The 21389-nt window shown below is 70.5% G+C and carries 14 protein-coding genes; 6 read left to right on the top strand and 8 right to left on the bottom strand.

From position 1 onward, the window contains the following. Positions 1-362 precede the first annotated feature (362 nt). Positions 363-1430: a uroporphyrinogen decarboxylase gene (gene hemE / locus AB0P07_RS17500; RefSeq protein ID WP_365551372.1), complete on the bottom strand. Its 1068-nt coding sequence runs from the start codon at positions 1428-1430 to the stop codon at positions 363-365. Positions 1431-1581: 151 nt separating this feature from the next. On the opposite strand from hemE, the gene AB0P07_RS17495 reads away from it, so the two are divergent. The 5 genes from AB0P07_RS17495 to AB0P07_RS17475 all read left to right on the top strand — a co-directional run bounded on the left by AB0P07_RS17495 (position 1582) and on the right by AB0P07_RS17475 (position 8322). Continuing rightward, positions 1582-2325, top strand: a complete 744-nt coding sequence (locus AB0P07_RS17495; protein ID WP_365551370.1) for a DUF3000 domain-containing protein — start codon at positions 1582-1584, stop codon at positions 2323-2325. A gap of 290 nt (positions 2326-2615) precedes the next feature. Then, positions 2616-3278, top strand: coding sequence for a response regulator transcription factor (locus AB0P07_RS17490; protein WP_365551367.1), 663 nt, complete (start codon positions 2616-2618; stop codon positions 3276-3278). A gap of 159 nt (positions 3279-3437) precedes the next feature. Then, positions 3438-4724 (top strand): ribonuclease D, encoded by a 1287-nt coding sequence (locus tag AB0P07_RS17485; RefSeq protein ID WP_365551364.1) that lies wholly within the window; start codon positions 3438-3440, stop codon positions 4722-4724. 254 nt (positions 4725-4978) lie between these two features. After that, positions 4979-6196 carry an acetyl-CoA C-acyltransferase gene (locus AB0P07_RS17480; RefSeq protein ID WP_365551361.1) on the top strand — a complete coding sequence of 406 codons (1218 nt, stop codon included), beginning with the start codon at positions 4979-4981 and terminating at the stop codon, positions 6194-6196. Then, positions 6193-8322, top strand: coding sequence for a 3-hydroxyacyl-CoA dehydrogenase NAD-binding domain-containing protein (locus AB0P07_RS17475; RefSeq protein WP_365551359.1), 2130 nt, complete (start codon positions 6193-6195; stop codon positions 8320-8322). Before AB0P07_RS17480 ends, AB0P07_RS17475 begins: the two co-directional genes overlap by 4 nt. A 96-nt stretch (positions 8323-8418) precedes the next feature. Here the strand turns inward: AB0P07_RS17475 and AB0P07_RS17470 are convergent, their stop codons facing one another. From AB0P07_RS17470 to AB0P07_RS17450, 5 genes are read right to left on the bottom strand one after another with little or no spacing between them, the layout of a single operon-like run. Next, positions 8419-9804 carry a GDSL-type esterase/lipase family protein gene (locus tag AB0P07_RS17470; RefSeq protein WP_365551356.1) on the bottom strand — a complete coding sequence of 462 codons (1386 nt, stop codon included), beginning with the start codon at positions 9802-9804 and terminating at the stop codon, positions 8419-8421. 45 nt (positions 9805-9849) lie between these two features. After that, positions 9850-11853 carry a PIG-L family deacetylase gene (locus AB0P07_RS17465; RefSeq protein WP_365551353.1) on the bottom strand — a complete coding sequence of 668 codons (2004 nt, stop codon included), beginning with the start codon at positions 11851-11853 and terminating at the stop codon, positions 9850-9852. Between the two features lie 49 nt (positions 11854-11902). Continuing rightward, entirely contained in the window at positions 11903-14776 is a 2874-nt protein-coding gene (locus tag AB0P07_RS17460) for a stealth conserved region 3 domain-containing protein (RefSeq protein ID WP_365551350.1), read from the bottom strand. A gap of 9 nt (positions 14777-14785) precedes the next feature. Further along, a complete protein-coding gene (locus AB0P07_RS17455; protein ID WP_365551347.1) occupies positions 14786-15727 on the bottom strand; it encodes a hypothetical protein in 942 nt (313 codons plus the stop codon). Next, a complete protein-coding gene (locus AB0P07_RS17450; RefSeq protein ID WP_365552013.1) occupies positions 15724-17577 on the bottom strand; it encodes a stealth family protein in 1854 nt (617 codons plus the stop codon). The genes AB0P07_RS17455 and AB0P07_RS17450 overlap by 4 nt, the downstream gene beginning before the upstream one ends. Before the next feature lie 350 nt (positions 17578-17927). Here AB0P07_RS17450 and AB0P07_RS17445 point away from each other — a divergent pair, with 350 nt between their 5' ends. Next, positions 17928-19028: an LCP family protein gene (locus AB0P07_RS17445; RefSeq protein ID WP_365551344.1), complete on the top strand. Its 1101-nt coding sequence runs from the start codon at positions 17928-17930 to the stop codon at positions 19026-19028. A gap of 23 nt (positions 19029-19051) precedes the next feature. On the opposite strand, the gene AB0P07_RS17440 is transcribed toward AB0P07_RS17445, so the two are convergent. Both AB0P07_RS17440 and AB0P07_RS17435 read right to left on the bottom strand, forming a co-directional pair. After that, positions 19052-20173 carry a hypothetical protein gene (locus AB0P07_RS17440; protein ID WP_365551341.1) on the bottom strand — a complete coding sequence of 374 codons (1122 nt, stop codon included), beginning with the start codon at positions 20171-20173 and terminating at the stop codon, positions 19052-19054. Positions 20174-20358: 185 nt separating this feature from the next. Further along, positions 20359-21387 (bottom strand): hypothetical protein, encoded by a 1029-nt coding sequence (locus tag AB0P07_RS17435; RefSeq protein WP_365551338.1) that lies wholly within the window; start codon positions 21385-21387, stop codon positions 20359-20361. Positions 21388-21389: the final 2 nt, after the last annotated feature.

Genomic DNA, 21389 nt, shown 5'->3' with positions numbered 1-21389 from the left:
GGAGGGCGAGGCGAGGAGGCGCAGGGCGCCATGACGCCCCTTGGTCGTTCCTCCGCCCTCCGAACTCAGCGTCCACCGTGCGCACGGTCCACCGCGGTGGAGTACCGCTCGCGGGCTCGACGCGCGGTCGGCGTCGCCCCAGGGCCGTGGGCCACGCCCTCGGCCGCCGGTCGCGCGCCGGCCCGGCGGATCGTGACACCGGCGCGGGACGGCCTGTCCGCCCATGCCCAAGGCGCCTGTCAGCCCGCACCCGAGCCGAACAGCGCCCCAGGGGCATGCCGGTCGCCCGTCGTACCGCGCGGGGCGACGGGCTCGGCGCACAGCGGGCGGTCGGGGGCGCAGCCCGCTGTGCGGAGCGGGCGTCAGCGCGCGGTCTGGGTGTGGACGTACTCCACGAGGCGGGTCAGCGCGTCCGGGGCGGTGGCCGGCAGGACGCCGTGGCCGAGGTTGAAGACGTGGCCCTCGAGCCCCGCCGCCGCCTCCAGGATCTCGCGGGTCTTGGTCTCGACCGCCTCCCGGCCGGCGAAGAGGACGGCCGGGTCCAGGTTGCCCTGGAGCGCCTTGCCCGGGCCGACGCGGCGGGCCGCCTCGTCCAGCGGGACGCGCCAGTCGACGCCGACGACGTCCGCGCCCGCCTCACCGAGGAGGCGCAGCAGCTCGCCGGTGCCGACACCGAAGTGGATGCGCGGCACGCCGTACCCGGCAACGGCGTCGAAGACCTTGCGGGAGGCGGGCAGCACCGAGCGGCGGTAGTCCGCCGGGGACAGCGCGCCGACCCAGGAGTCGAAGAGCTGGACCGCGCTCGCGCCCGCCTCGATCTGCACCTTGAGGAAGGCCGCCGTGATGCCGGCGAGCCGGTCCAGGAGGTCGGCCCACAGCTGCGGATCGCCGTACATCAGGGCCTTGGTGTGCTCGTGGTTGCGGGACGGGCCGCCCTCCACGAGATAGCTGGCGAGGGTGAACGGCGCGCCGGCGAAGCCGATCAGCGGGGTGGCGCCGAGCTCGCGGGTGAGCAGACCGAAGGCCTCGGTGACGTAGGTGACGTCCTCGGGGGTGAGGTCGCGCAGCCGCGCCAGGTCCGCGCGGGTACGGATCGGCTCGGCGATGACCGGACCGACGCCCGGCTTGATGTCGAGGTCGATGCCGATGGCCTTGAGCGGGACCACGATGTCGCTGAAGTAGATCGCCGCGTCCACGCCGTGCCGGCGCACCGGCTGGAGGGTGATCTCGGCGACCAGTTCCGGCCGCATGCAGGAGTCGAGCATCGGGACGCCCTCGCGCACCTTCAGGTACTCCGGCAGCGAGCGCCCGGCCTGCCGCATGAACCACACGGGCGTGTGCGGCACCGGCTCACGCCTGCACGCCTTCAGGAACGCGGAGTCGTACGTGGCGGTCGGCGGCTGGCCCGCGGGGCTCTGGTTGGCACTCACACCGGCAAGTCTCGCATGCCCCCACAACGGCACCGGACCACGGGTGGGGCGGCTCCCGCGCGCCCCTGGGGGGCCGCGTGATCCGGACATCGCGCCCGCACGCGGGTGTCCCTCCCTGCACCGGGCCGCCGTTCCGCTTAATGTTCCCCGCATGGCTGCGGCTCAGGGACGACTGTCGGACGGCGCTGGCGGAATGGACGACGCGAAGGGGACCGAGGAAGAGGCCCGGCACAAAGGGAATCACAACGGAAGCGACGGAAGCGGCGGGAGCAACGCAAGCACCGGCAGTGGCGCGGGCGGCGGGAGTACGGTGCCGCCGGCCTTCACGGCCGCCGTGGAGGCGCTGCGGGCCGCGCGGCTGCGGCCGCAGATCGAGGTGGAGGCCACCCGCGCCCCGCAGCGGCTCGCCCCGCACGCCTACGCGCTGGAGGCCGCGGTCGTCGACGGCGACGAGGAGCTGGCGGACGGGCGGCTGGTGCTGCTGCACGAACCGGCCGGACACGAGGCCTGGCACGGGACCTTCCGGCTGGTGACGCTGGTGCGGGCCGAGCTGGAACCGGAGATGGCGGCGGACCCGCTGCTGCCGGACGTGTGCTGGTCCTGGCTGACCGGCGCGCTCCAGGCGCGCGGGCTGACGTACGGCGAGCCCAGCGGCACGGTCACCCGTGCGAGTTCCCACTACTTCGGAGGGCTCTCGGCCCGGCCGTCCGCCTCGCAGATCGAGATCCGGGCGTCCTGGACGCCGCGCGAGTCCCTGGGCGGCGTCCCGGACACGGCGGCGCACCTCTCCTCGTGGTGCGACCTGCTGGCCCAGGTCGCGGGCCTGCCGCCGGCCGCGCCGGGCGACGCCTCGGTCGTGACGCTGCCGCAGCGGCGCGGCCCGCAGTCACGCTGACCCCACCAACCCTCGTCACTTGTTTCCGGGCGTGGGACCCGCACGCCCGGAGGAGGTTCCGTCACTTTGTCGATACGACAACTTTCGGGCTCTTATCGACAAAGTGTGAAACCGTTCGATCTTCGAATGATCGACAGCGTGTCCGAATTGCTCGGATTGTTACTCACCAGATCGTGATCATTCTCTAAAGGCGGACGCCTTCGGTGCCGAAGACGACTGTGACCTTGAAAGCACGGTTCGTCCCGGCTTCCCCCATGAGCCGGCCCCGTCCCCGCCCCCCAGGAGGCCTGGTGTCCGTTCTCCTCGAGCAGCCTGCAAGCCTGGTCGCCTACCGCCCGAACAAGCCGACCGCCATGGTGGTCGTGGCCGATCAGCGCGTCCGTTCCACCGTCACCCGCCACCTGTGGGCGCTCGGCGTGCGCGACGTCATCGAGGCCTCGTCCGTCGCGGAGGCTCGTCCCCGCATCGGCAACCCCCGCGACATCTGCGTCGCCGACGTCCACCTTCCCGACGGCTCCGGCCTGACCCTGCTGTCGGAGACCCGCGCCGCGGGCTGGCCCAACGGGCTCGCCCTGTCCGCGGCCGACGACATCGGCGCCGTGCGCAACGCACTCGCCGGCGGCGTCAAGGGCTACGTCGTCACCGGCACCCGTACCAACGTCGGGCTCCCCACCCGGCCGGGCGCCGCCCCCATCGGCGCCGCCGCCGCCCGCCTGCACCGCCGCCCCCCGGGCGCCCCGAGCCACCCGGGCGGCTACCGCGAGCTCTCCGGCCGCGAGGTGGAGGTGCTCCGCCTGGTCGCCGAGGGCCAGTCGAACAAGGCGATCGGCGTCTCGATGGGCCTGTCCGCCCTCACCGTCAAGAGCCACCTGGCCCGCATCGCCCGCAAGCTCGGCACCGGGGACCGCGCCGGGATGGTCGCGGTGGCCCTGCGCACGGGAATCATCCACTGACCGCCCCGATCTCCCACTCCCCACTCCCCACCCCCGCTCCCCTGACGACGCCCCCGTGAAGCCGATCTTTCACTGACCTGACTGGTTTACGACCCCCCGGCGCCCGCCGACGGAACGTTCCGTCGGCGGGCGCCGTCGATCCACCGATACCCTTGACAGGTGACCGACGCCCACGAAACCGCAGCAGACCGTCCACTGCGAACCACCGGAGGCGCCCCTCCGGACGACGCCGGATCTTCTGTGAGCCGGGCGCCGATCCCCTTGCTCGAACCACGCGAGGGCATTCCGCCGGTGATCGCCGACGCGGAGACCCTCGCCGAGGTGACCGCCGCCTTCGCCGCCGGGAGCGGCCCCGTCGCCGTCGACGCCGAGCGCGCCTCCGGGTACCGCTACGGGCAGCGCGCGTACCTGGTGCAGCTGCGCCGCGAGGGCGCGGGGACGGCGCTGATCGACCCGGTGGCCTGCCCCGACCTGTCCGGCCTCGGCGCGGCGATCGCCGACGCGGAGTGGGTGCTGCACGCGGCCACCCAGGACCTGCCGTGCCTGCGCGACATAGGGATGGTGCCCACCCGCCTCTTCGACACCGAGCTGGCCGGGCGGCTGGCCGGGTTCCCGCGCGTCGGCCTGGGCGCGATGGTGGAGAACGTCCTGGGCTTCGTCCTGGAGAAGGGCCACTCGGCCGTCGACTGGTCGACGCGCCCGCTGCCCGAACCCTGGCTGCGCTACGCCGCGCTCGACGTGGAGCTGCTGGTCGACCTGCGGGACGCCCTGGAGAAGGAGCTGGACCGTCAGGGCAAGCTGGAGTGGGCCCGGCAGGAGTTCGACGCGATCGCGTCGGCCCCGCCGCCCGAGCCGCGCAGGGATCCGTGGCGCCGTACGTCCGGCATGCACAAGGTGCGCAGGCGCCGACAGCTCGCCGTGGTGCGGGAGCTGTGGCAGGCCCGGGACCGGATCGCGCAACGCCGGGACGTCTCCCCCGGCAAGGTGCTCGGCGACGCGGCCATCGTCGAGGCCGCGCTCGCCCTGCCGCCCAACGCACACGCGCTGGCCGCGCTGAACGGGTTCGGGCGGGTCAACCGCCGGCAGCTGGAGCAGTGGCAGTCGTCGGTCGACCGGGCCAGGGCGCTGTCCGAGTCGCAGCTGCCGCAGCCCGGCCAGCCGGTGACCGGTCCCCCGCCGCCGCGGGCCTGGGCCGACAAGGACCCGGCGGCCGCGGCCCGGCTGACCGCGGCACGGGCCGGCGTGACGGCGCTGGCCGAGGTGCTGAACATGCCCCAGGAGAACCTGATCACGCCGGACACCGTGCGCCGGGTCTGCTGGCAGCCGCCCGCGACGATCGACGCCGAGTCGGTGAGCGCCGCCCTCGCCGGACACGGGGCCCGTCCCTGGCAGGTGGAGCAGGTGACACCGGTGCTGGTGGCGGCGCTGAGCGAGGAGGCGTCGTAGACGGCGCGAGGTCGGATTCCGGCCGGATTCCGAAGCGGGACGTCCGGCCGGATCCCGAACCGGACGCCCGGCCGGACGCCGGACCCGACGTCCGCCTGAGTGGTGCTCCGGTGGTGTGACGGACGGTGTGACCTTCGCCGCTCCCGCCGGGGGGACTGGGCAGCTACGTTACCCACAAGTAGCATGGGGCTGAGCGCGCGCTCAGTGCATGCGTGCCGCAGCAGTGCCATCCCGCACCCTGGAGGAGAGCCATCGTGCCTCGTACCGTCAGGGACGTCGTCTTCGTCGACGGCGTCCGCACCCCGTTCGGCAAGGCGGGCCCGAAGGGCATCTACCACGAGACCCGCGCCGACGACCTGGTCGTGAAGGCGATCCGGGAGCTGCTGCGCCGCAACCCCGGTCTCGACCCGAAGAAGATCGACGAGGTCGCCGTCGCCGCCACCACGCAGATCGGTGACCAGGGCCTGACCATCGGCCGCACCGCCGGCATCCTGGCGGGCCTGCCGACCTCGGTCCCGGGCTACTCGATCGACCGCATGTGCGCCGGCGCCCTGACCGCCGTCACCACGGTGGCCGGCTCGGTCGCCTTCGGCGCGTACGACGTCGCGATCGCGGGCGGCGTCGAGCACATGGGCCGCCACCCGATGGGCGAGGGCGTCGACCCGAACCCGCGCTTCGTCAGCGAGAAGCTGGTCGACGAGTCCGCCCTGTTCATGGGCATGACGGCGGAGAACCTGCACGACCGCTACCCGTCGATCACCAAGCAGCGCGCCGACGAGTACGCCGTGCGCTCGCAGGAGAAGGCCGCCAAGGCGTACGCAGGCGGCCAGATCCAGGCCGACCTGGTGCCGATCTCGGTGCGCCGCACCAACGAAGAGGCCGGTGAGACGGGCTGGGGCCTGGTCACCGCCGACGAGCCGATGCGTCCGGGCACCACGCTGGAGAACCTGGCGGGCCTGAAGACGCCGTTCCGCGTGCACGGCCGGGTCACCGCGGGCAACGCGGCCGGCCTGAACGACGGCGCGACCGCCTCCCTCATCGCGAGCGAGGACTTCGCCCGCGAGAACAACCTCCCCGTGAAGATGCGCCTGGTCGCGTACTCCTTCGCGGGCGTCGAGCCGGAGGTCATGGGCTACGGCCCGATCCCGGCCACGGAGAAGGCGCTCGCGCAGGCGGGCCTGTCGATCTCCGACATCGGCCTGTTCGAGATCAACGAGGCCTTCGCCGTCCAGGTCCTCGCGTTCCTGGAGCACTACGGCATCGCCGACGACGACGCACGCGTCAACCAGTACGGCGGCGCCATCGCCTTCGGCCACCCGCTGGCATCCTCGGGCGTCCGCCTGATGACGCAGCTGGCCCGCCAGTTCGAGGAGCAGCCGAACGTCCGCTACGGCCTGACCACCATGTGCGTCGGCTTCGGCATGGGCGCGACGGTCATCTGGGAGAACCCGCACTTCGAGGGGGACAAGTGAGCACCACCGCAGAGCTGCTGAAGGGTGCGGCCGAGCTGTTCCCCGGCGAGGTCGTCACCAGCGCCCACGTGCGCCACTTCGACCTCCCCCTGGGAGCCGGGCGCTTCGCGCTCATCACCCTGGACAACGGCCACGACCACACCAAGCCGACCACGCTCGGCCCGCAGTCGCTGGCGAACATCGACGCCGCCCTCGACCAGGTCGAGAAGGAGGCCGCGGACGGCGACATCGTCGGCGTCGGCGTCACCGGCAAGCCGTTCATCTTCGCGGTCGGCGCCGACCTCAAGGGCGTCGAGCTGCTGAAGCGGCACGAGGACGCCCTGGCCATCGGCAAGGGCGGCCACGACGTCCTCAAGCGCCTGGCGAACCTCGCGGTGCCGTCCTTCGCGTACTACAACGGCGCGGCCATGGGCGGCGGCGTGGAGATCGGCCTGCACTGCACCTACCGCACGGTGTCGGCGGCCCTCCCGGCCTTCTCCCTCCCCGAGGTCTTCCTCGGCCTGGTCCCCGGCTGGGGCGGCTGCACCCTGCTGCCGAACCTGATCGGCGCCGACAAGGCCGTCTCGGTCGTCATCGAGAACAGCCTCAACCAGAACAAGCAGCTCAAGGGCAAGCAGGTCTTCGAACTCGGCATCGCCGACGCGATCTTCGAGGGCGCCGACTTCCTGGAGCAGTCGCTGCTGTGGACGGCGTCCGTCCTCAAGGGCGAGATCACCGTCGAGCGTCCGCTGATCGACCGCGGCGAGGCCTGGGACCAGGCCGTCGCCAAGGGCCGCTTCATCGCCGACGGCAAGGTGCACGGCGCCGCCCCGGCCGCCTACCGCGCCCTGGACATCATCGCCGCCGCCAAGAACGGCGACCTCCAGCAGGGCTACGACGCCGAGGACCAGGCTCTCGCCGACCTCATCATGGGCGGCGAACTGCGCTCCGGCATCTACGCCTTCAACCTGGTCCAGAAGCGCGGCAAGCGCCCGGCGGGCGCCCCCGACAAGTCGCTGGCCCGCCCGGTCACGAAGGTGGGCGTCGTCGGCGCCGGCCTGATGGCCAGCCAGCTGGCCCTGCTCTTCCTGCGCCGCCTGGAGGTCCCGGTCGTCCTCACGGACATCGACCAGGAGCGCGTCGACAAGGGTGTGGGCTACGTCCACGCCGAGATCGACAAGCTGCTCGGCAAGGGCCGCATCAACCAGGACAAGGCGAACCGCCTCAAGGCGCTGGTCACCGGTGTCCTGGACAAGGCCGAGGGCTTCGCGGACGCGGACTTCGTCATCGAGGCCGTGTTCGAGGAGATGAGCGTCAAGCAGAAGGTCTTCGCCGAGGTCGAGGCGGTGGCCCCCGCGCACGCGATCCTGGCCACGAACACCTCCTCCCTCTCCGTCTCGGAGATGGCGTCGAAGCTGAAGCACCCCGAACGGGTCGTCGGCTTCCACTTCTTCAACCCGGTCGCGATCCTCCCGCTGCTGGAGATCGTCCGCGGCGAGCAGACCGACGAGGCCTCGCTGGCCACGGCGTTCGGCGTCGCCAAGAAGCTGAAGAAGACCGCGGTCCTGGTCAAGGACGCCCCGGCGTTCGTGGTCAACCGCATCCTGACCCGCTTCATGGGCGAGATCCAGAACGTCATCGACGAGGGCACCCCCGTGCCGGTGGCGGAGAAGGCGGTCGAGCCTCTCGGTCTGCCGATGTCCCCGCTGGTCCTCCTGGAGCTGGTCGGCCCGGCCATCGGCCTGCACGTCTCGGAGACCCTCAACCGCGCCTTCCCCGAGCGCTTCACGGTCTCCCCGAACCTGAAGGCGGTCGTCGAGGCGGGCAAGCGCGGCTTCTACGTCTACGACAGCGGCAAGCCCGAGCTGGACCCGGAGGTCGCCGCGCTGCTGAAGCAGGGCGACACCGTCCTCACCGAGGACCAGGTCCGCGACCGCGTCCTGGACGCGGTGGCCCAGGAGATCGGCCTGATGCTCGACGAGGGCGTCGTCGCCGAGGCCCAGGACATCGACCTCTGCCTGATCACCGGCGCCGGCTGGCCCTTCCACCTGGGCGGCATCACGCCGTACCTGGACCGCGAGGGCGTCGCCGAGCGGGTGAACGGGAAGCGGTTCCTGGCGCAGGGCGTGGCCAGCGTTCCGGCGTAGGCGCGCTGCTCGCAGCACGAAAAAGGGCCCCCGTCTTCCGGCGGGGGCCCCTCGGGTTCCGGACGCGGCCCGGGCATGTGCCTGCACCGACTCGTGTCACCAAGCGGGCAGGGCCGGGTAGTGCTCACATCCCGGACCGCACGTCACTCGCGCGGACGTCGACCTGTGGAGCCAGCTGTCCTCTGGGACGCCGTGCACCTTCAACTCAAGGCGAGTGGGCTGTGAGTGAACCGCGCTGAACACCCCCACGAATTCGACGGCGTAGCTCCCCGGCCGCCAGTCGTGAGCGTGCGTGACCCGCCAGGTGCCGTCGTCCTCCACCGGTGCCTCGGTGATCAGCCTTCCCTGTTCCAACACCATGACCTTCTCGGTACCGCGTCCCGCTGTGCCCGAGAACCGAGGGCGGGGACCGCTCCAGGCACCGGCACGTGGGCCGATCACCTCTGGTGCTTCCAGATGCTCCAGTACCTCGAAGTCGGTTTCCGCCGAGGACGACACCGCGCTGCCGGCGAGCGCAACAACGGTCACCTTGTGCCGCCCGTGGGGCCACCGCACCGCGCGCCGCCATTGCCAGGAGCCATCCGCGGCCACCTGGGTGCCGCCGAGATACTGGCCGTCCTCGAAGAACATGACGTACTGGGCACCCGCTGGGGCCGACCCCGCCAGCTTCCTTCCCGCACCCACCAGTTGGCCGGGCGTCGGGGACTGGATGACCGGAGCGGCGCTCACCTCTGGCTGGGCCGTGAGAGCGAGGTGCGGGTGCTGGACGGTGAACTCCGTTTGTACCTCGGGGATCCGGCCCGGCATGAGGTTCTGAACCTGCACCAGTCCGCGAGGCACGCCTGGCACGCCCGCCAGTCCGCTCACGACCAGTCGGGCCACCTCCCGTGCCCCGGCGTGGTTGAAGTGGCTGGCGTCGATGACGCCCTGGGGATGCCCGGGGTGCTCACCCGGGTCCAGCCAGCGATAGAGGCCTCGCGCCCGGGTAGGTCCCAGTTCCGCCAGGAGTTGGGTGGTGGACGCCGTGAGGTCGATGACGGGGCAGTCAAGCTCCGCGGCGGCCTCCAGGGTCAGTTCCCGGTAGCCGTCGTGGGTGTCCACCGGACGTCCGGTGACATCGAATACGCAGCGTGCCGCCGGAGCCACCAGGATGGGGACAGCCCCCTCCGTCCGGAGGGCCGCGACGTAGAGCCGCAGGTACTCCTTGAACTCACACGGACCGTGGTACCGATTGAGCTGGTTGATGCGCTGCTCAACGTGTCCAAAGGCGACAAGCACCAGATCGCCCGGGCTCACGAGCGTGAGCAGTGCTGCGAACCGCTCGGTGTAGTAGCCGCGCAGCGTCATCGCGTCGCGCGCGTAGTTGCGGACGTCGCAGCCGGCCCCCAGGAACTCGTCGAGGTACTGGCCCCAGCCGGCGAGCGGGGCTTCCTCCTCGGTACGGGATGCGGCAACCGAATTACCGATGACGCAGATCTTCATGACTTCTTCTTCTCGCCTCCGTTGTCGTGCGTCCGGCCCGGCGGGTCAGCACGCCTGCCAGGGTCCGAAACCAACTCCGGGACGCGCTTCCTCCAGCCGCGCCCAGTGCAGCCGGCCGTCTGCGCCCAGCACCGTGACGACGGCCCGGCCGTAGACGTCTGATCCGACCGCCGGTGCACCGATCATCTGCACCGGGTGGTGCTGCCAGTCGGGCCATTGCTCCCCGTGTGCGTCCACGGGCAGTACCGCGACGGTGGGCCGGCTGTGTTCGTCCCTGCGGGCGATGACCAGGGCGTCGTGTTCACCAGACTGGAGGCGGGCCGCGGCGACCGCGCCGGTACCGCCGTCCTCGCTCAGCCGTTCCACGCGCTGCTCCCAGGTTCCGTTCGGGCGCTGCTGATGACGCATGACGGCACCGGTGTCCTCCTCTCGGTAGAACAGGGCCATTCGATTGCGGCCGATCTGCACGGGAGTCAGCCCCGATACCGGGCGCCAGGTCTCCGGCACGCTGGTGACCAGCTGGTCCTCCAGCTTGAACGGACCGTAGACAGCTTCCTGACGCCAGCGCACGCCGCCTGTACGGTTGGTGGCGTACAGGTCGATGCGGCCCGTGGAACGCAGAACGGTGGTCAGGGTGTCCTGCATCCAGCGTCCCCCAAAGGCCTCCCAGGGGGAAAGCCCCTCCGCCGTCTCACGGCGCATGCTGACGCCCACCGAGAAATTCCGCACGAAGACGTGGAGATGCCCCGCCGGATCGACGACCGCCGCGGGCACGCCGACCTCGCGGCACCGGCGCCAGTCCCTCGTCGCCTCGTCCGGGTTGCCGAACGACTCCCAGGGGAGAACCGAGCCCGTGTGAGCCTGGCGCCACATGCGCACCACCTCCACGTCGACTCGGCCCTCTTCACTCATGGTGCGGCGCAGGCCCACCAGATGAACGCCGCCGGTGCGGTCGGGCGCGACGGCGAGGCACGGCAGGAGGCCGCCGCCGGGCAGCAGCAAAGGACCTTCGAATCGGCCGGCACCCGCTTCGGCCTCGGTCCACACGGCAGCCTGGTCGCCCAGGACCGCATAGGCGGCGAGTCGGCCGTCGGCCTGCAGGTGCAGCCACTGGGTGCTTTGTGGGTAGCGGCTGCGAGTGCTCCAGCCGTAGCGTCGGATGTCCGCGCCGTCACCGAGCTGGAGGTCACCACAGTAACGGTGGGTGCACGGGTGACCGTCGGCCCCCGCGTACACGTCTATGAGCCTCTTCTTCAGGGTGTAGGAGCGCTCGCTGAGGTTGTTCGGCCAGGCCTTGTTGCCGTAGCCGGTGAAGTGTTCGGTCAGCGGCGGGCGGCCACCGGCCCGAAGGTGGCGGCGCAGTGCTTCCAGGGCGAACTGGGCGGTGGCGGTGTGGTCGGCGTGGTCGCTGGATGTGATGCCACGTGCCTCATCGAACGACTCGTGCAGGGGATCGGGGTCCATGGTCCACATCAGTGTGGGCTGTACGTAGCCGAGCAGTTGCACCAGTGCCGAGACGACCTCCTCCCTGCCCAGGAGTTGCGCCTGGCGCAGTGGGGACTCGCGGCCGACCAGCGTGGGCTGGCCGACGGCCCGTCCATCCCAGAGGCTGGTCAGCCGGACGGGTGGCTGGTCGGCGGGGAAGCCGTGCGCGGCGTCCACCATCCGCAGCCCGAGGAAGAAGAGCTGCACTCCCGGCGCTTCGGACAGGTAAGACCGCTCCACGACCACTCCGGGGACCAGCTCCACGGCCTCCCGGGCCCAGGACGCCTCCCTCTTCCCAAGGACCATGGTGGCGTAGGCGGCGCGCAGCCCGTTCTGCCGGGCCTCCATGTAGCCCTCGAAGTCGACCGGGCTGCGGTCCCTGAGCGGGTCACGGGTGTCGACGTTGCGCCCGTCAGCCTCGGCGGCGGTGAGGTACACGCTGGTGACCCGGTGCCCGGCGGCGAGCAGCCGGGTTAGATCGGGGTTGACGAAGTAGAGGTCGTCGTCCGGGTGCGCGAAGACCTGGAACACGGAGGTGGAGTGCGCGTCAGTGGGCTGGGTCATGGTCGGTGGGCGCTCCGGTCGGGGACGGCGGACGAGCGGACGGTGACGTTCACAGTGGCCATCCGGGCAGGTAACCGGCGTGGAACCGCTGGTTGCGAGGTGACCCGGCCTCGAACTGGCTGGCCACCGGGAAGTACGACGGCAGGAAGGCGGCCAGGATGGCGTCCTGTTCGTCCTCTGTGACGTCGCCGTCGTGGTAGTCGTTCAGACAGAACACGTCGTGCGGCCGGTTCAACTGAAGCCGGGCCAGGCGCTGCTTGTGCTCGCTCAGACCCACGTTGACGAAGCCGCAGTTGATGCTGCCGGGCGCCGACCGCTGCGTGTGGTAGCCGACGTAGTGGTGCAGTGAGGAAGCGACGGCGAGGTCGGAGTGGCTGCGAAAGCGGCTTCCCGCCGTGCCGGCCACGGCGTCGGCGAAGTACTCCTCGATGTCTGCGAGCACGCTGCGCCGCAGGGGGTGGGGCGCGTGCAGGAACGAGTGGGCGAGTACCTGGCCGAAGGTCGCGGCGACGAGACTGCGGTTGTTCTTGGCCGCACTCATGTTGAACTCATCGTCCGCTGTGACCGGTCCCATGGGGACGGTCGTGGGTGACATGAAGTACTTGGCCACGCCGTTGCCGTGGAAGAACATGCTCGGCTGGAGCACGCGTCCGACGAACACGTCGTCGTTGAAGTACAGGAAGTGCTCGGCCAGACCGTCGATGTGGTGCAGCTGGCTTTCGATGGCGTGCGAGTTGTACGTCGGCAGCACCGAGGGATCGGCGAAGATCTCACGGTGGTCGACCACCCGGATCCGCGGGTGGCTCAGGTCGAGCCACTCGGGCACCTGCTGGTCGGTGACGAGGTAGATGGTGCGGATCCAGGGAGCGTGCATGTCGATGGAGCGCAGGGAGTAGCGCAACTCGTCCCGGTTGCGGAAGCGGGCGGCGCTGCTCGCCGAATCCTCGGTCTGCATGCCGAGCGCGCGCATCACCGAGTTCTTGCGCTCCAGCCAGGCGACGTCCCCACCGTTGACCCAGGTGTAGACGGCGTCGACGGGAAAGGTCACATCGCCGTTGAGGGTGTGGGCGAACGGCTCGATGGTCGGGTAGGTACGACCGCCCAACACGGTGTTCTGTACCTTCATCGAGTGCACCGGTACCCGGTCACCGATAAGGGTACGGACCGGGGAGACCATCATGCCGGGGTCCTCCGGGTCCTCCTCCCAGAAGTTGATCGTGCACCCGTAGACGCCTGCCAGCCGGAGCGTACGTGCAGGACTGACCGCGTTCTGGTACACGCGCACCGCGGCGCAGGTGGTCTGCGCGTGCTGCTCGGCGAAGGCTGCGAGGACGGTGGCGGTCGGGCTCTGGCGCTCGTTGAGGAGGGACACGTAGACGGCGCTGTTCCCATGCACCGCGGACAGAGCCTTGAGTACCGTCTCCCGATTGGAGACGTGTACGGCCACCGCGTGCCGGACGTTGGTGTCCCGGGTGACGAAGTACGGGATCTGTGCGTGTGACAGAGCCGCGGCGACCAGGCCCAGGTTGTGCTGAACGACGTCCCAGGGTGTCTCGCTCTCCAGTCTGCGGCACAGTTGTCCGCCGTCGCGCACCATGCCTCGGTCCGACCCTAGGAGCCGGTCCTCGAGCGCGCGTTGCGCCTTGGTGTCGATGGTCGTGGCGGGGGCGGGGGCTGCCGGGCGGAGCATGCCCTCCTGGCCGCTCATCAAGGCATGGACCGCCTGACGCTCCGCCTTGTGGGCCTCACGGAGTCCGGAGGCCCGCTCGTCCTCCAACTCGGCGAAGATCTTCTCCCACATGGCGGTGACGACGGGCGGGGCGAGCCGGGCGACCGATGCCGCGGCTTCCTGTCCCATGCGGTGGCGCAAAGGAGCGTTCTCGATGAGGTGGATCAGCGCCTGCGCGGCGGCGTCGGTGTCGTTGGCGGGCACGAGGATGCCGGTGTGCCCGTCCAAGATGACTTCGCGAGGTCCGTTGGGACAGTCGTAGGACACGACGGGCACACCGGCGGCCTGGGCCTCCGTGAGGACCAAGGGAAACGCCTCGTTGCGGGAGGTCATCAGGGCAATGCTGGCTTTGGCCCATTCCTCGGCGAGATGTGGGGAGTTGCCGTTGAGCTGGACGCTGTCGTGCAGGCCGAGCACGTCGATCTGCCGCCGCAGGGCACCACTGAGCGGGCCGTCACCGAAGATGCGCAGCGTCCAGCTGGGGTGCCGGCGGACGACCGTGTCCCAGATGGTGATGGCGTGGTCGATCTGCTTCTCGCCGACGAGCCGGCCGGCGATGACCACGCTCCGGGTCTCGAGGGTCGACCGCGGCCGGAAACCACGGGGCAGCGCGTTCGGCACGACGTCGATGCGCGGCGCGCTCCCTTCGAGGGTTTCGGCGAACCAGTTGCGGGTGCGGTCGCTCAGCACGGCGAGCGCGTCGAGCCGGGACGCGTAACGCAGGAGTGGTTCGGCGCTGGGGCCGCGCAGCTCGGAGACCCGGTGCTCCTGATGAAGGGTCATCACACGGGGCGGAGCCAGTTGCACCGCCAGGGCCATGAGCGCCGGCGTCGTGGTGATGAGCAGATCCGTATCGGTGTCCTGGAGGGCGTACTCCAGTTCGAGGTCGGTGAGCCGGTTGAACGCCGCTTCCCAGGACGGGTCCACCAGCGCGCTGGGCCGATCCGCCACCTGGGCCCATGCCTCGGCCGCAAGGCCCGTGGGCCGAAACGGTACGGGCTCCGTGCCCGTCCGGTCGATCAGATAGTCGATCCGAATGCGCTCGTCGATGGGGAAGAACAGTTGTGGCTGGGTCTTCAGAATGCTCAGAACACGAACGTCGTGGTTCCCGACGAGTTCGGCCGCCTGATTGAAGACGGCTCGTTCGGTGCCTCCGACGGCGTCCGCGGTGAGCAGTAGGAAAGTGATCTTCATGGTTTCCGGTTACGCGGCTTGCGCCATCGGGCTGCACTGGATACGGAAGTTGCCCGCGGGGGTGTAGCGGGGAAGTACGAGCATGGGGGTCCGGCCGACGGACGTGACAGCGGTCTCACGCATGGCGAACACCCGCTTGGGGTTGCGCACGTCGTGCAGCCGTCGTCCGAGCCGCATGTCCCGCAGGTTGTCCGAGCACAAGACGACGTCCCACTGCTCGGCGCGGTCACGACGCGGAGCCATGAGGTGGAGCGGGGCGGAGACGTGCCACAGCCCGTCGTCCAACTCGTCGACCTCGGCCTCCAGGCGGCGGCTCCCGGAGGCGACGAACTCGGCCCACGGCGCCCGGGGCTCGCCCCCGACGACGCGGAAGACGATGTCGATCCCGCTGTGGGACATCTGAACACGGACCACCTCGGCCGAGGGAGGAGCCGGACTGCACGTCACCCGGACGCTTCCGGTGACGGACCGCCCCAACCGGTAGCGGGTGCCGGTCGCAGCCGACGCATCCATGGGCCGGGTGGGTCCGCCGTAGGGCTTGGGCATGTCGAGGAGCAGCAGGGACAGGGACCGTCTGCGCAAACCTTTCTTTACCCTCAGCCGGACCTTCCACCGGCCGGAACGCAACGCGAGGCCGCCGACCTCCTGCCCGAGCAGGACGGCGGCGTCCATGACGACCGTGCCGTCGTGGTCGTGGTAAACCCGGGCGTCCGCGGTGTAGCGGCGTCCCCTGCGCCGCACTTCAATGCGGGCGTGTTCGTCGCACGGCACCCAGTCCGGCATGCTCGCGTGCAGATTGACGGTCTGACCGTCGAGAACCGCGGCGTAGCGCAGTACGGCCGCACGGTCCTCGCGCCAGGGCAGGAAGACTCGGTGCATGAGTACCGACCGGGCGCGGGCGCCTGCTCGGCGCAGCCTGCGGCGGATGGCGCGAAGGGGTCGGCGCTTCATCGTGAGACTCCGTCGATAGGGGCGTACGCGTAGCGATGGGCGGCGAGCGGACGGAGCGCACGACGGTCGGCGAGCCGGGTGGGCCCCGTCACGCCCGGGGGCAGCTCGAACCGGCTGGGAACGGGAAAATAGCGCTCCAGAAAGGAGCGAACCATGCGGTCCTGCGCCTCGGGGTCCGGGTGCACCACTGTGTCGTTCAGGCAGAAGGTGTCGAAGTTCCGGCGCGCCAGCAGGGTGTCCAGGCGGCGCTGGGCGAGGTCACCGGCGAGGTCGATGTAGACGTAGCGCAGGTTGCCAGTGGTCGCGCGGCCCGTGTGGAAGCCGTAGTAGTGGTGCAGCGACGAGGCGATGGGCACGTCCTCCGGGGACCTGAAGCGGGCGTGCTGCGTTCGGTGGTGCTCGTCCGCGTACACCAGCTCGATGTCCGCGAGGACGTCGCGCCGGAGCGGGTGCGGCGTGTGCTTCATCTTCTGCGCGATACGGGTCCCGAACGACCGCTCGATCAGTGCCCGGCTGTTCTTGCCGGCGGCGTTCACCGGCAGGTCCTCGGGGCCGCTCGGGCCGCTCGGCACGAGCGCCTTGGACTGGAAGAACTTGCTCAGCCCGTTGGGGTGAAAGAAGCGGCCAGCGTTGAGGGGGCGGCCGAAGAACACGTCGTCGTTGAGGTAGAGAAAGTGCTCGGACAGGCCCTCGATATGGTGCAGTTGGCTTTCGATGGCATGTGAGTTGAAGGTCGGCAGGGCCGAAGGGTCGGAGAAGATCTCCCGGTGGTCGACCACGTTCAGGCCCGGCGCGTCGGTGTCCAGCCAGCTGGGCACCTGTCCGGCGGTGACCAGGTGGATGGTTCGCACCCAGGGCGCGTACTGATGCAGCGAGCGCAGGGAGTAGCGCAGCTCGTCACGGCTGGTGAAGCGAGCATCGTTTGCGGCCTGGGAATGGAGCCGCGGAGCGGGGACGCCCAGCCTCCCGGACCGGGCCTCGTCTCGTTCGGCAGCCCATACGGGGTCGGAGTCGTCGACCCAGGTGTAGACGACGTCGATGGGGAAGAGGTGATCGTCGGGCAGCGGCTGGGTGAACTCGGGCAGCGTGCGGGTGAGTCCGGTCGCGTACGCACCCGGTATGAGACTGAACAGAGCCTGCGGTGCCTCGACCCGCTCTCCGACGTCGACGAAGTCGGTGACGACGCTGTTGGGCCGAGGTGCGGTGAGACGCCCGTCGACTTTCTCCCAAAATTCGAGGTCACAGCCGAAAGCGGCTCCGAAGACCAGCTCCTGAGTGAGGTCGGTGACGTACCAGGCGACGCGCAGTACGTCGTGTCGGCGCAGTCGGCTCCAGCTGCGCTCCTCGTCGCCGGGCTGCATGGCCCCGTCATCATCGCCGACCGGGCCTGCGTAGCCCGGCGCGGCTTCGAAGACGGCTCGCAGCACGGCCTCCGCCTCACGACGCAGGGCGGCCGGCACGGCGACGGCGGGCACCTCGCGTCCCGAGCCCCGGACGCAGAAGTGGTCGATTCCTGCGGATTCCAGCGCGGTGACGAGCAGGTGGAGGTTACGGGCACGAGCCGCCCAGGCGGTGGCACCCTCGACAAGCCGGGCGCGCATGTGCCGGTTGCCGACCCGGACGACGCGGACGCTGTAGGCGCCACCGTGGCGAGGTGCGTTGCGACGCCCGCCCATGGCCCAGACGACCGCGGCGGAGCGGACGGCATCGACCGTTGACAGCGACTGCTTGACGGCGGAGCGCAGCGGGGTGGGGACCTTGCGGGCGATGCCGCGCCGGGCAGTCGTTGGCACGATCGCCCGGTACGCGGACACGAGAGATCCAGACTCCGGATTGCCGGAACCGACCACGAGGCACTCACCATCCATGCCGCTACCGGTCCCGCGCCGACGCCACGGAGAGGCAGCGCCGCCTTCCGATCGTCGAGCGAAGACAGACCGTACGCTGCCTATTTATCCGTTCTGTTCGACTCACGACACAACCCGTGGACGCATCGAACATGCGCACGGGTTGACCGAGTCACAGAACTTTCACATAAGTGGCCCCTAAAAGTCCAGGCGTGAAATATCGCGCAACGTGATGGTGTACGTGAACAATCCCACGCCGCCCGCGTACAACCTTTTGCGGCCTTCCGGTACTGACCGCGATGCCGCGGGGACGGTACCCCAACGCCTGGTCGGCCTGCATATAGTGCTCCGTCATGAGTGACCCCACTCCCGACTCCAGCATCCGCGCCGGCCGCCGAAGAGCCTCCCGCAGCGGCCGCCGACAGCGCACCCGTCGTTCACGGGTCGTCCGCATCCTCCTTGGTACCTTCATAGTTCTGCTGCTCGCCGCGGGCGGCACGGCCTACTGGCTGTACAGCAGCCTGAACGGAAACATCGAGGGCGTCGACCTCGACAAGGCGATCGGCGACGACCGGCCGCAGAAGCTCCCCACGTCCGGGCAGAACATACTGATCCTGGGCTCGGACTCACGAGCCGGGGCCAACGCCGAGCTGAAGACCGGCAAGGTCGCCGGCGCTCGCTCCGACACCGCTCTGGTGATGCACATACCCGAGGGCCGCACCCGGGCCGTCGCCATCAGCATCCCTCGCGACACCCTGGTCACCCGGCCCGCCTGCAGCAAGTCCGACGGCAGCGAGGTGGCCTCGGCGAAGCGCGTGATGTTCAACTCCATCTACTCTCAGGTCGGTCCGGCCTGTGTGGTCAAGACAGTGGAGCAGATGTCCGGCGTCCGCATGGACCACTACATGGAGGTCGACTTCGCCGGCTTCAAGGGCCTGGTGGACGCGATCGGCGGAGTGACCGTCACCGTCGACCAGGACATCAAGGACTCCTCCAGCGGCCTCGACCTGACCGCCGGCACCCACCGGCTCGACGGCACCCAGTCCCTGCAGTTCGTCCGTACCCGGCACGGCATCGGCGACGGCAGCGACCTCGGGCGCATCGGCCTTCAGCAGCAGTTCATGATCGATCTGCTGTCCGAGATCAAGAAGCAGGACCTGCTCGGCAGCCCCACCAAGACATACAAGATCGCCGACGAGCTCACCTCCGCCCTCACCACCGACTCCGAACTCGCCTCGCTCACCAAACTCGCGGACTTCGGCCGCAGCCTCAACGGAGTCGACCCGGCCACCCTGGAGACGATCATGCTTCCGGTGGCGTACGACAAGATCGATCCGAACCGGGTGGTGGCCGCCGAACCGCAGGCGTCGACCCTGTGGAAGGCGATCCGCAGCGACTCGGAGATCCCCGAGTCGGCCAAGAAGTCTCCTGCCACAGGCGGTACGCCGAACTGACCGGGCATCGCCCGGGAACGGAGTCACACGGACACGGAGGGCGCCATCGACAGGCCGGGCTCGCCCGTCTGGCGGGCAACGCGCAGCGAACCGTCCCGGCCCAGCACTGCAAGCACGACGCGACCGAGAGCATCGTGGGCCAGAGCCGGGGCGGTCTCGCTGTGCTCGCCAGTCTGCGACCACCACACGCCCGACTGCTCGTTCTCCGTGCCGAAGGTGGCCAGCAGGACCTCTCCACCGGCATCGCGGTGGGCCAGTACCGTGCAGTCGTAACCATCGAGCACCGCGCGCATCGCCGCGAAGGGCTCGGCGGCCGGGGCTCCGCCCAGCGGAATCAGCCACCCCCCGGGACGGTGTGCGACGATGCCTCCCGTTTCCGGGTCGGTCCAGTAGTACGTCGCGCGGTCCGGCGCGGTCTGAAGGGCCGAGGCGGTCCCAGGCGTCATCCGCACAGGGATGTTCAGCTCCCGCTGAAGCTCGCCGTCGGGTTCGTGCTGCCGCCACCACATGGCGTCGCGCTCACCGCCGGCCAACAGCTCCACGCGTCCGGAGGCATGGGCGAGGGCGGCAAGACCGTCGTGCACGCCGCTGCCCTTGAGATCGCTCCACCGCTCCCACTTCCCGCCCGGCGCCTCCCTGCGCAGCATCACCCCGCCGCCCGCGTTGCGCACCAGCACGTACACCCGGCCCGAGGCGCTGACAGCGGCCGTAGGCACTCCCAGACGGGCCGCCTTGTGCGGGTCCGTGTGCGGATTGCCCAGCGATCGCCACTCGGTGACCGGACGTCCGCTCTGGTACTGGATGGCGTGTACGAGGTCGGTGGCGGGCGGCCCGTCCGGTTGGCGGATCTCGCGCCGGCCGAGGAAATGCACGTACGTGTCGGCGCCCTGAGTCACCGAGAGGTGTGTCAGGTGCGGCACGGGGAAGAAGTCCGGACCCGCCCACGCGGGCCCGCCCGGCCTCGTCTCGGTCCACCGCAGTAGACCGTCGTCGGTACGCGCGTAGGCGGTCAGCCGGCCGTCCTTGCCGAGTACGAGCCACCGGCCGTTCATGGTGCGCCGTGCACCGTACCGCTCGGCCGACGGCTGTTCGGCCCCGGGGAATGCTCTGCCCCGGGCTGCGCCGCGCCCGGATCTGGTACGCATGACGAGACCTGCCCCTTCCGTACTCTCGGCGCGGCCGGTCCGCCTCTCCCGAACCTGCGTGCAGGAGACCGAGCGGGCTCATCATAGGATGACCATCTGGTGAACGAAGCATGGAGAGCCTGCGACGGCCGGTCCGGGCGCACGGTGTCCCCGTCCTCGCGGTGTGGGCCCCGCCCGCTGCCGCCTCAGACCCCCTCCCAAGCCCCCATCGCCAACCCCGCCTCGTCCCTGCGCCGGCTCAGCAGCAGCTGTCCGCTCGACGGGGACAGGGACGCCGCCACCAGGCGGCCGTCGGTGTCCAGGGTCAGGGAGACGGTCGCGTCGGAGGGCAGGGCGGGGCCCGACTCGGTCCAGGTCGCGCCCATCTCCTCCAGTTCAGAGGGGTACGCCGCGAAGGCGACGCGGCCGCTGCCCGGCGCGCGCTGGGCGAGCAGCGTGCAGTCGTGGCCGTCTATGACGGTGCGGACTGCGGACACCGGGCCGGGGCCCGCGGCGGGTGCCAGGGGTACGGGCTTTCCGCCGGGGCGCCAGGCGCACAGCTCACCGGTGCCGGCGTCCGTGTAGAAGACCGTGGTGTGCTCCGCGGAGGTCGCCAGGGCGTACAGGGTGCCCGGTTGGACCGCCGCGTCGAGGCGCTCCCCCAGGACCGGTCGCGCGCCCGGCTTGTCCTGGCTCCAGTGCAGGATGCCGCCCTCGACGGGCGCGTACGCCTCGACCGTGCCGGAGTCGGCCGTCACGGCGATCGGCGACTCCAGGACGCCGCGGCCCTTCAGGTCCCGCCACGGCTCCCAGCCGCCCTTCTCCTGCTGGGCCACCATGCTCAGGCCGCCGCCCCCGTTGCGGACGAAGACGTGGGCGCGGCCCTGTGCGTCGACCGCGACGGCGGGGGTCCCGGTGCGGTCGCCCTGCTTGTTGGGGTGGCCGGCGGACTGCCAGTCCAGGGGCGCGAGAAGTGGTCGGAAGTGCGTGGTGTGGACGAGGGTGCAGCGGCCGGCGCCGGTGGGGCTCCAGGTGACCAGATGGGTGTAGCCGTCCGGTCCCCGGCCGACCGCGAGGCCGCCGTCCGGGCGCACTTCCTGGGCGCCGCCGATGCGGCGCGGGGCCTCCCAGCGCCCGGCCGGGGCACGTTCGGCACGCCACAGGGCGGCGTCGTTCGACGGGAGGTAGACACTGAGGCGGCCGTCGCGGCCGGTAAGAAGCCAGTCGCCATTCACCG

This window comes from Streptomyces sp. NPDC085944 (assembly GCF_040686295.1).
Taxonomy (GTDB): Bacteria; Actinomycetota; Actinomycetes; order Streptomycetales; family Streptomycetaceae; genus Streptomyces; species Streptomyces salinarius.
Note: the sequence above shows the minus strand (reverse complement) of the source record. Positions and strands in the feature narration are given on the sequence as shown.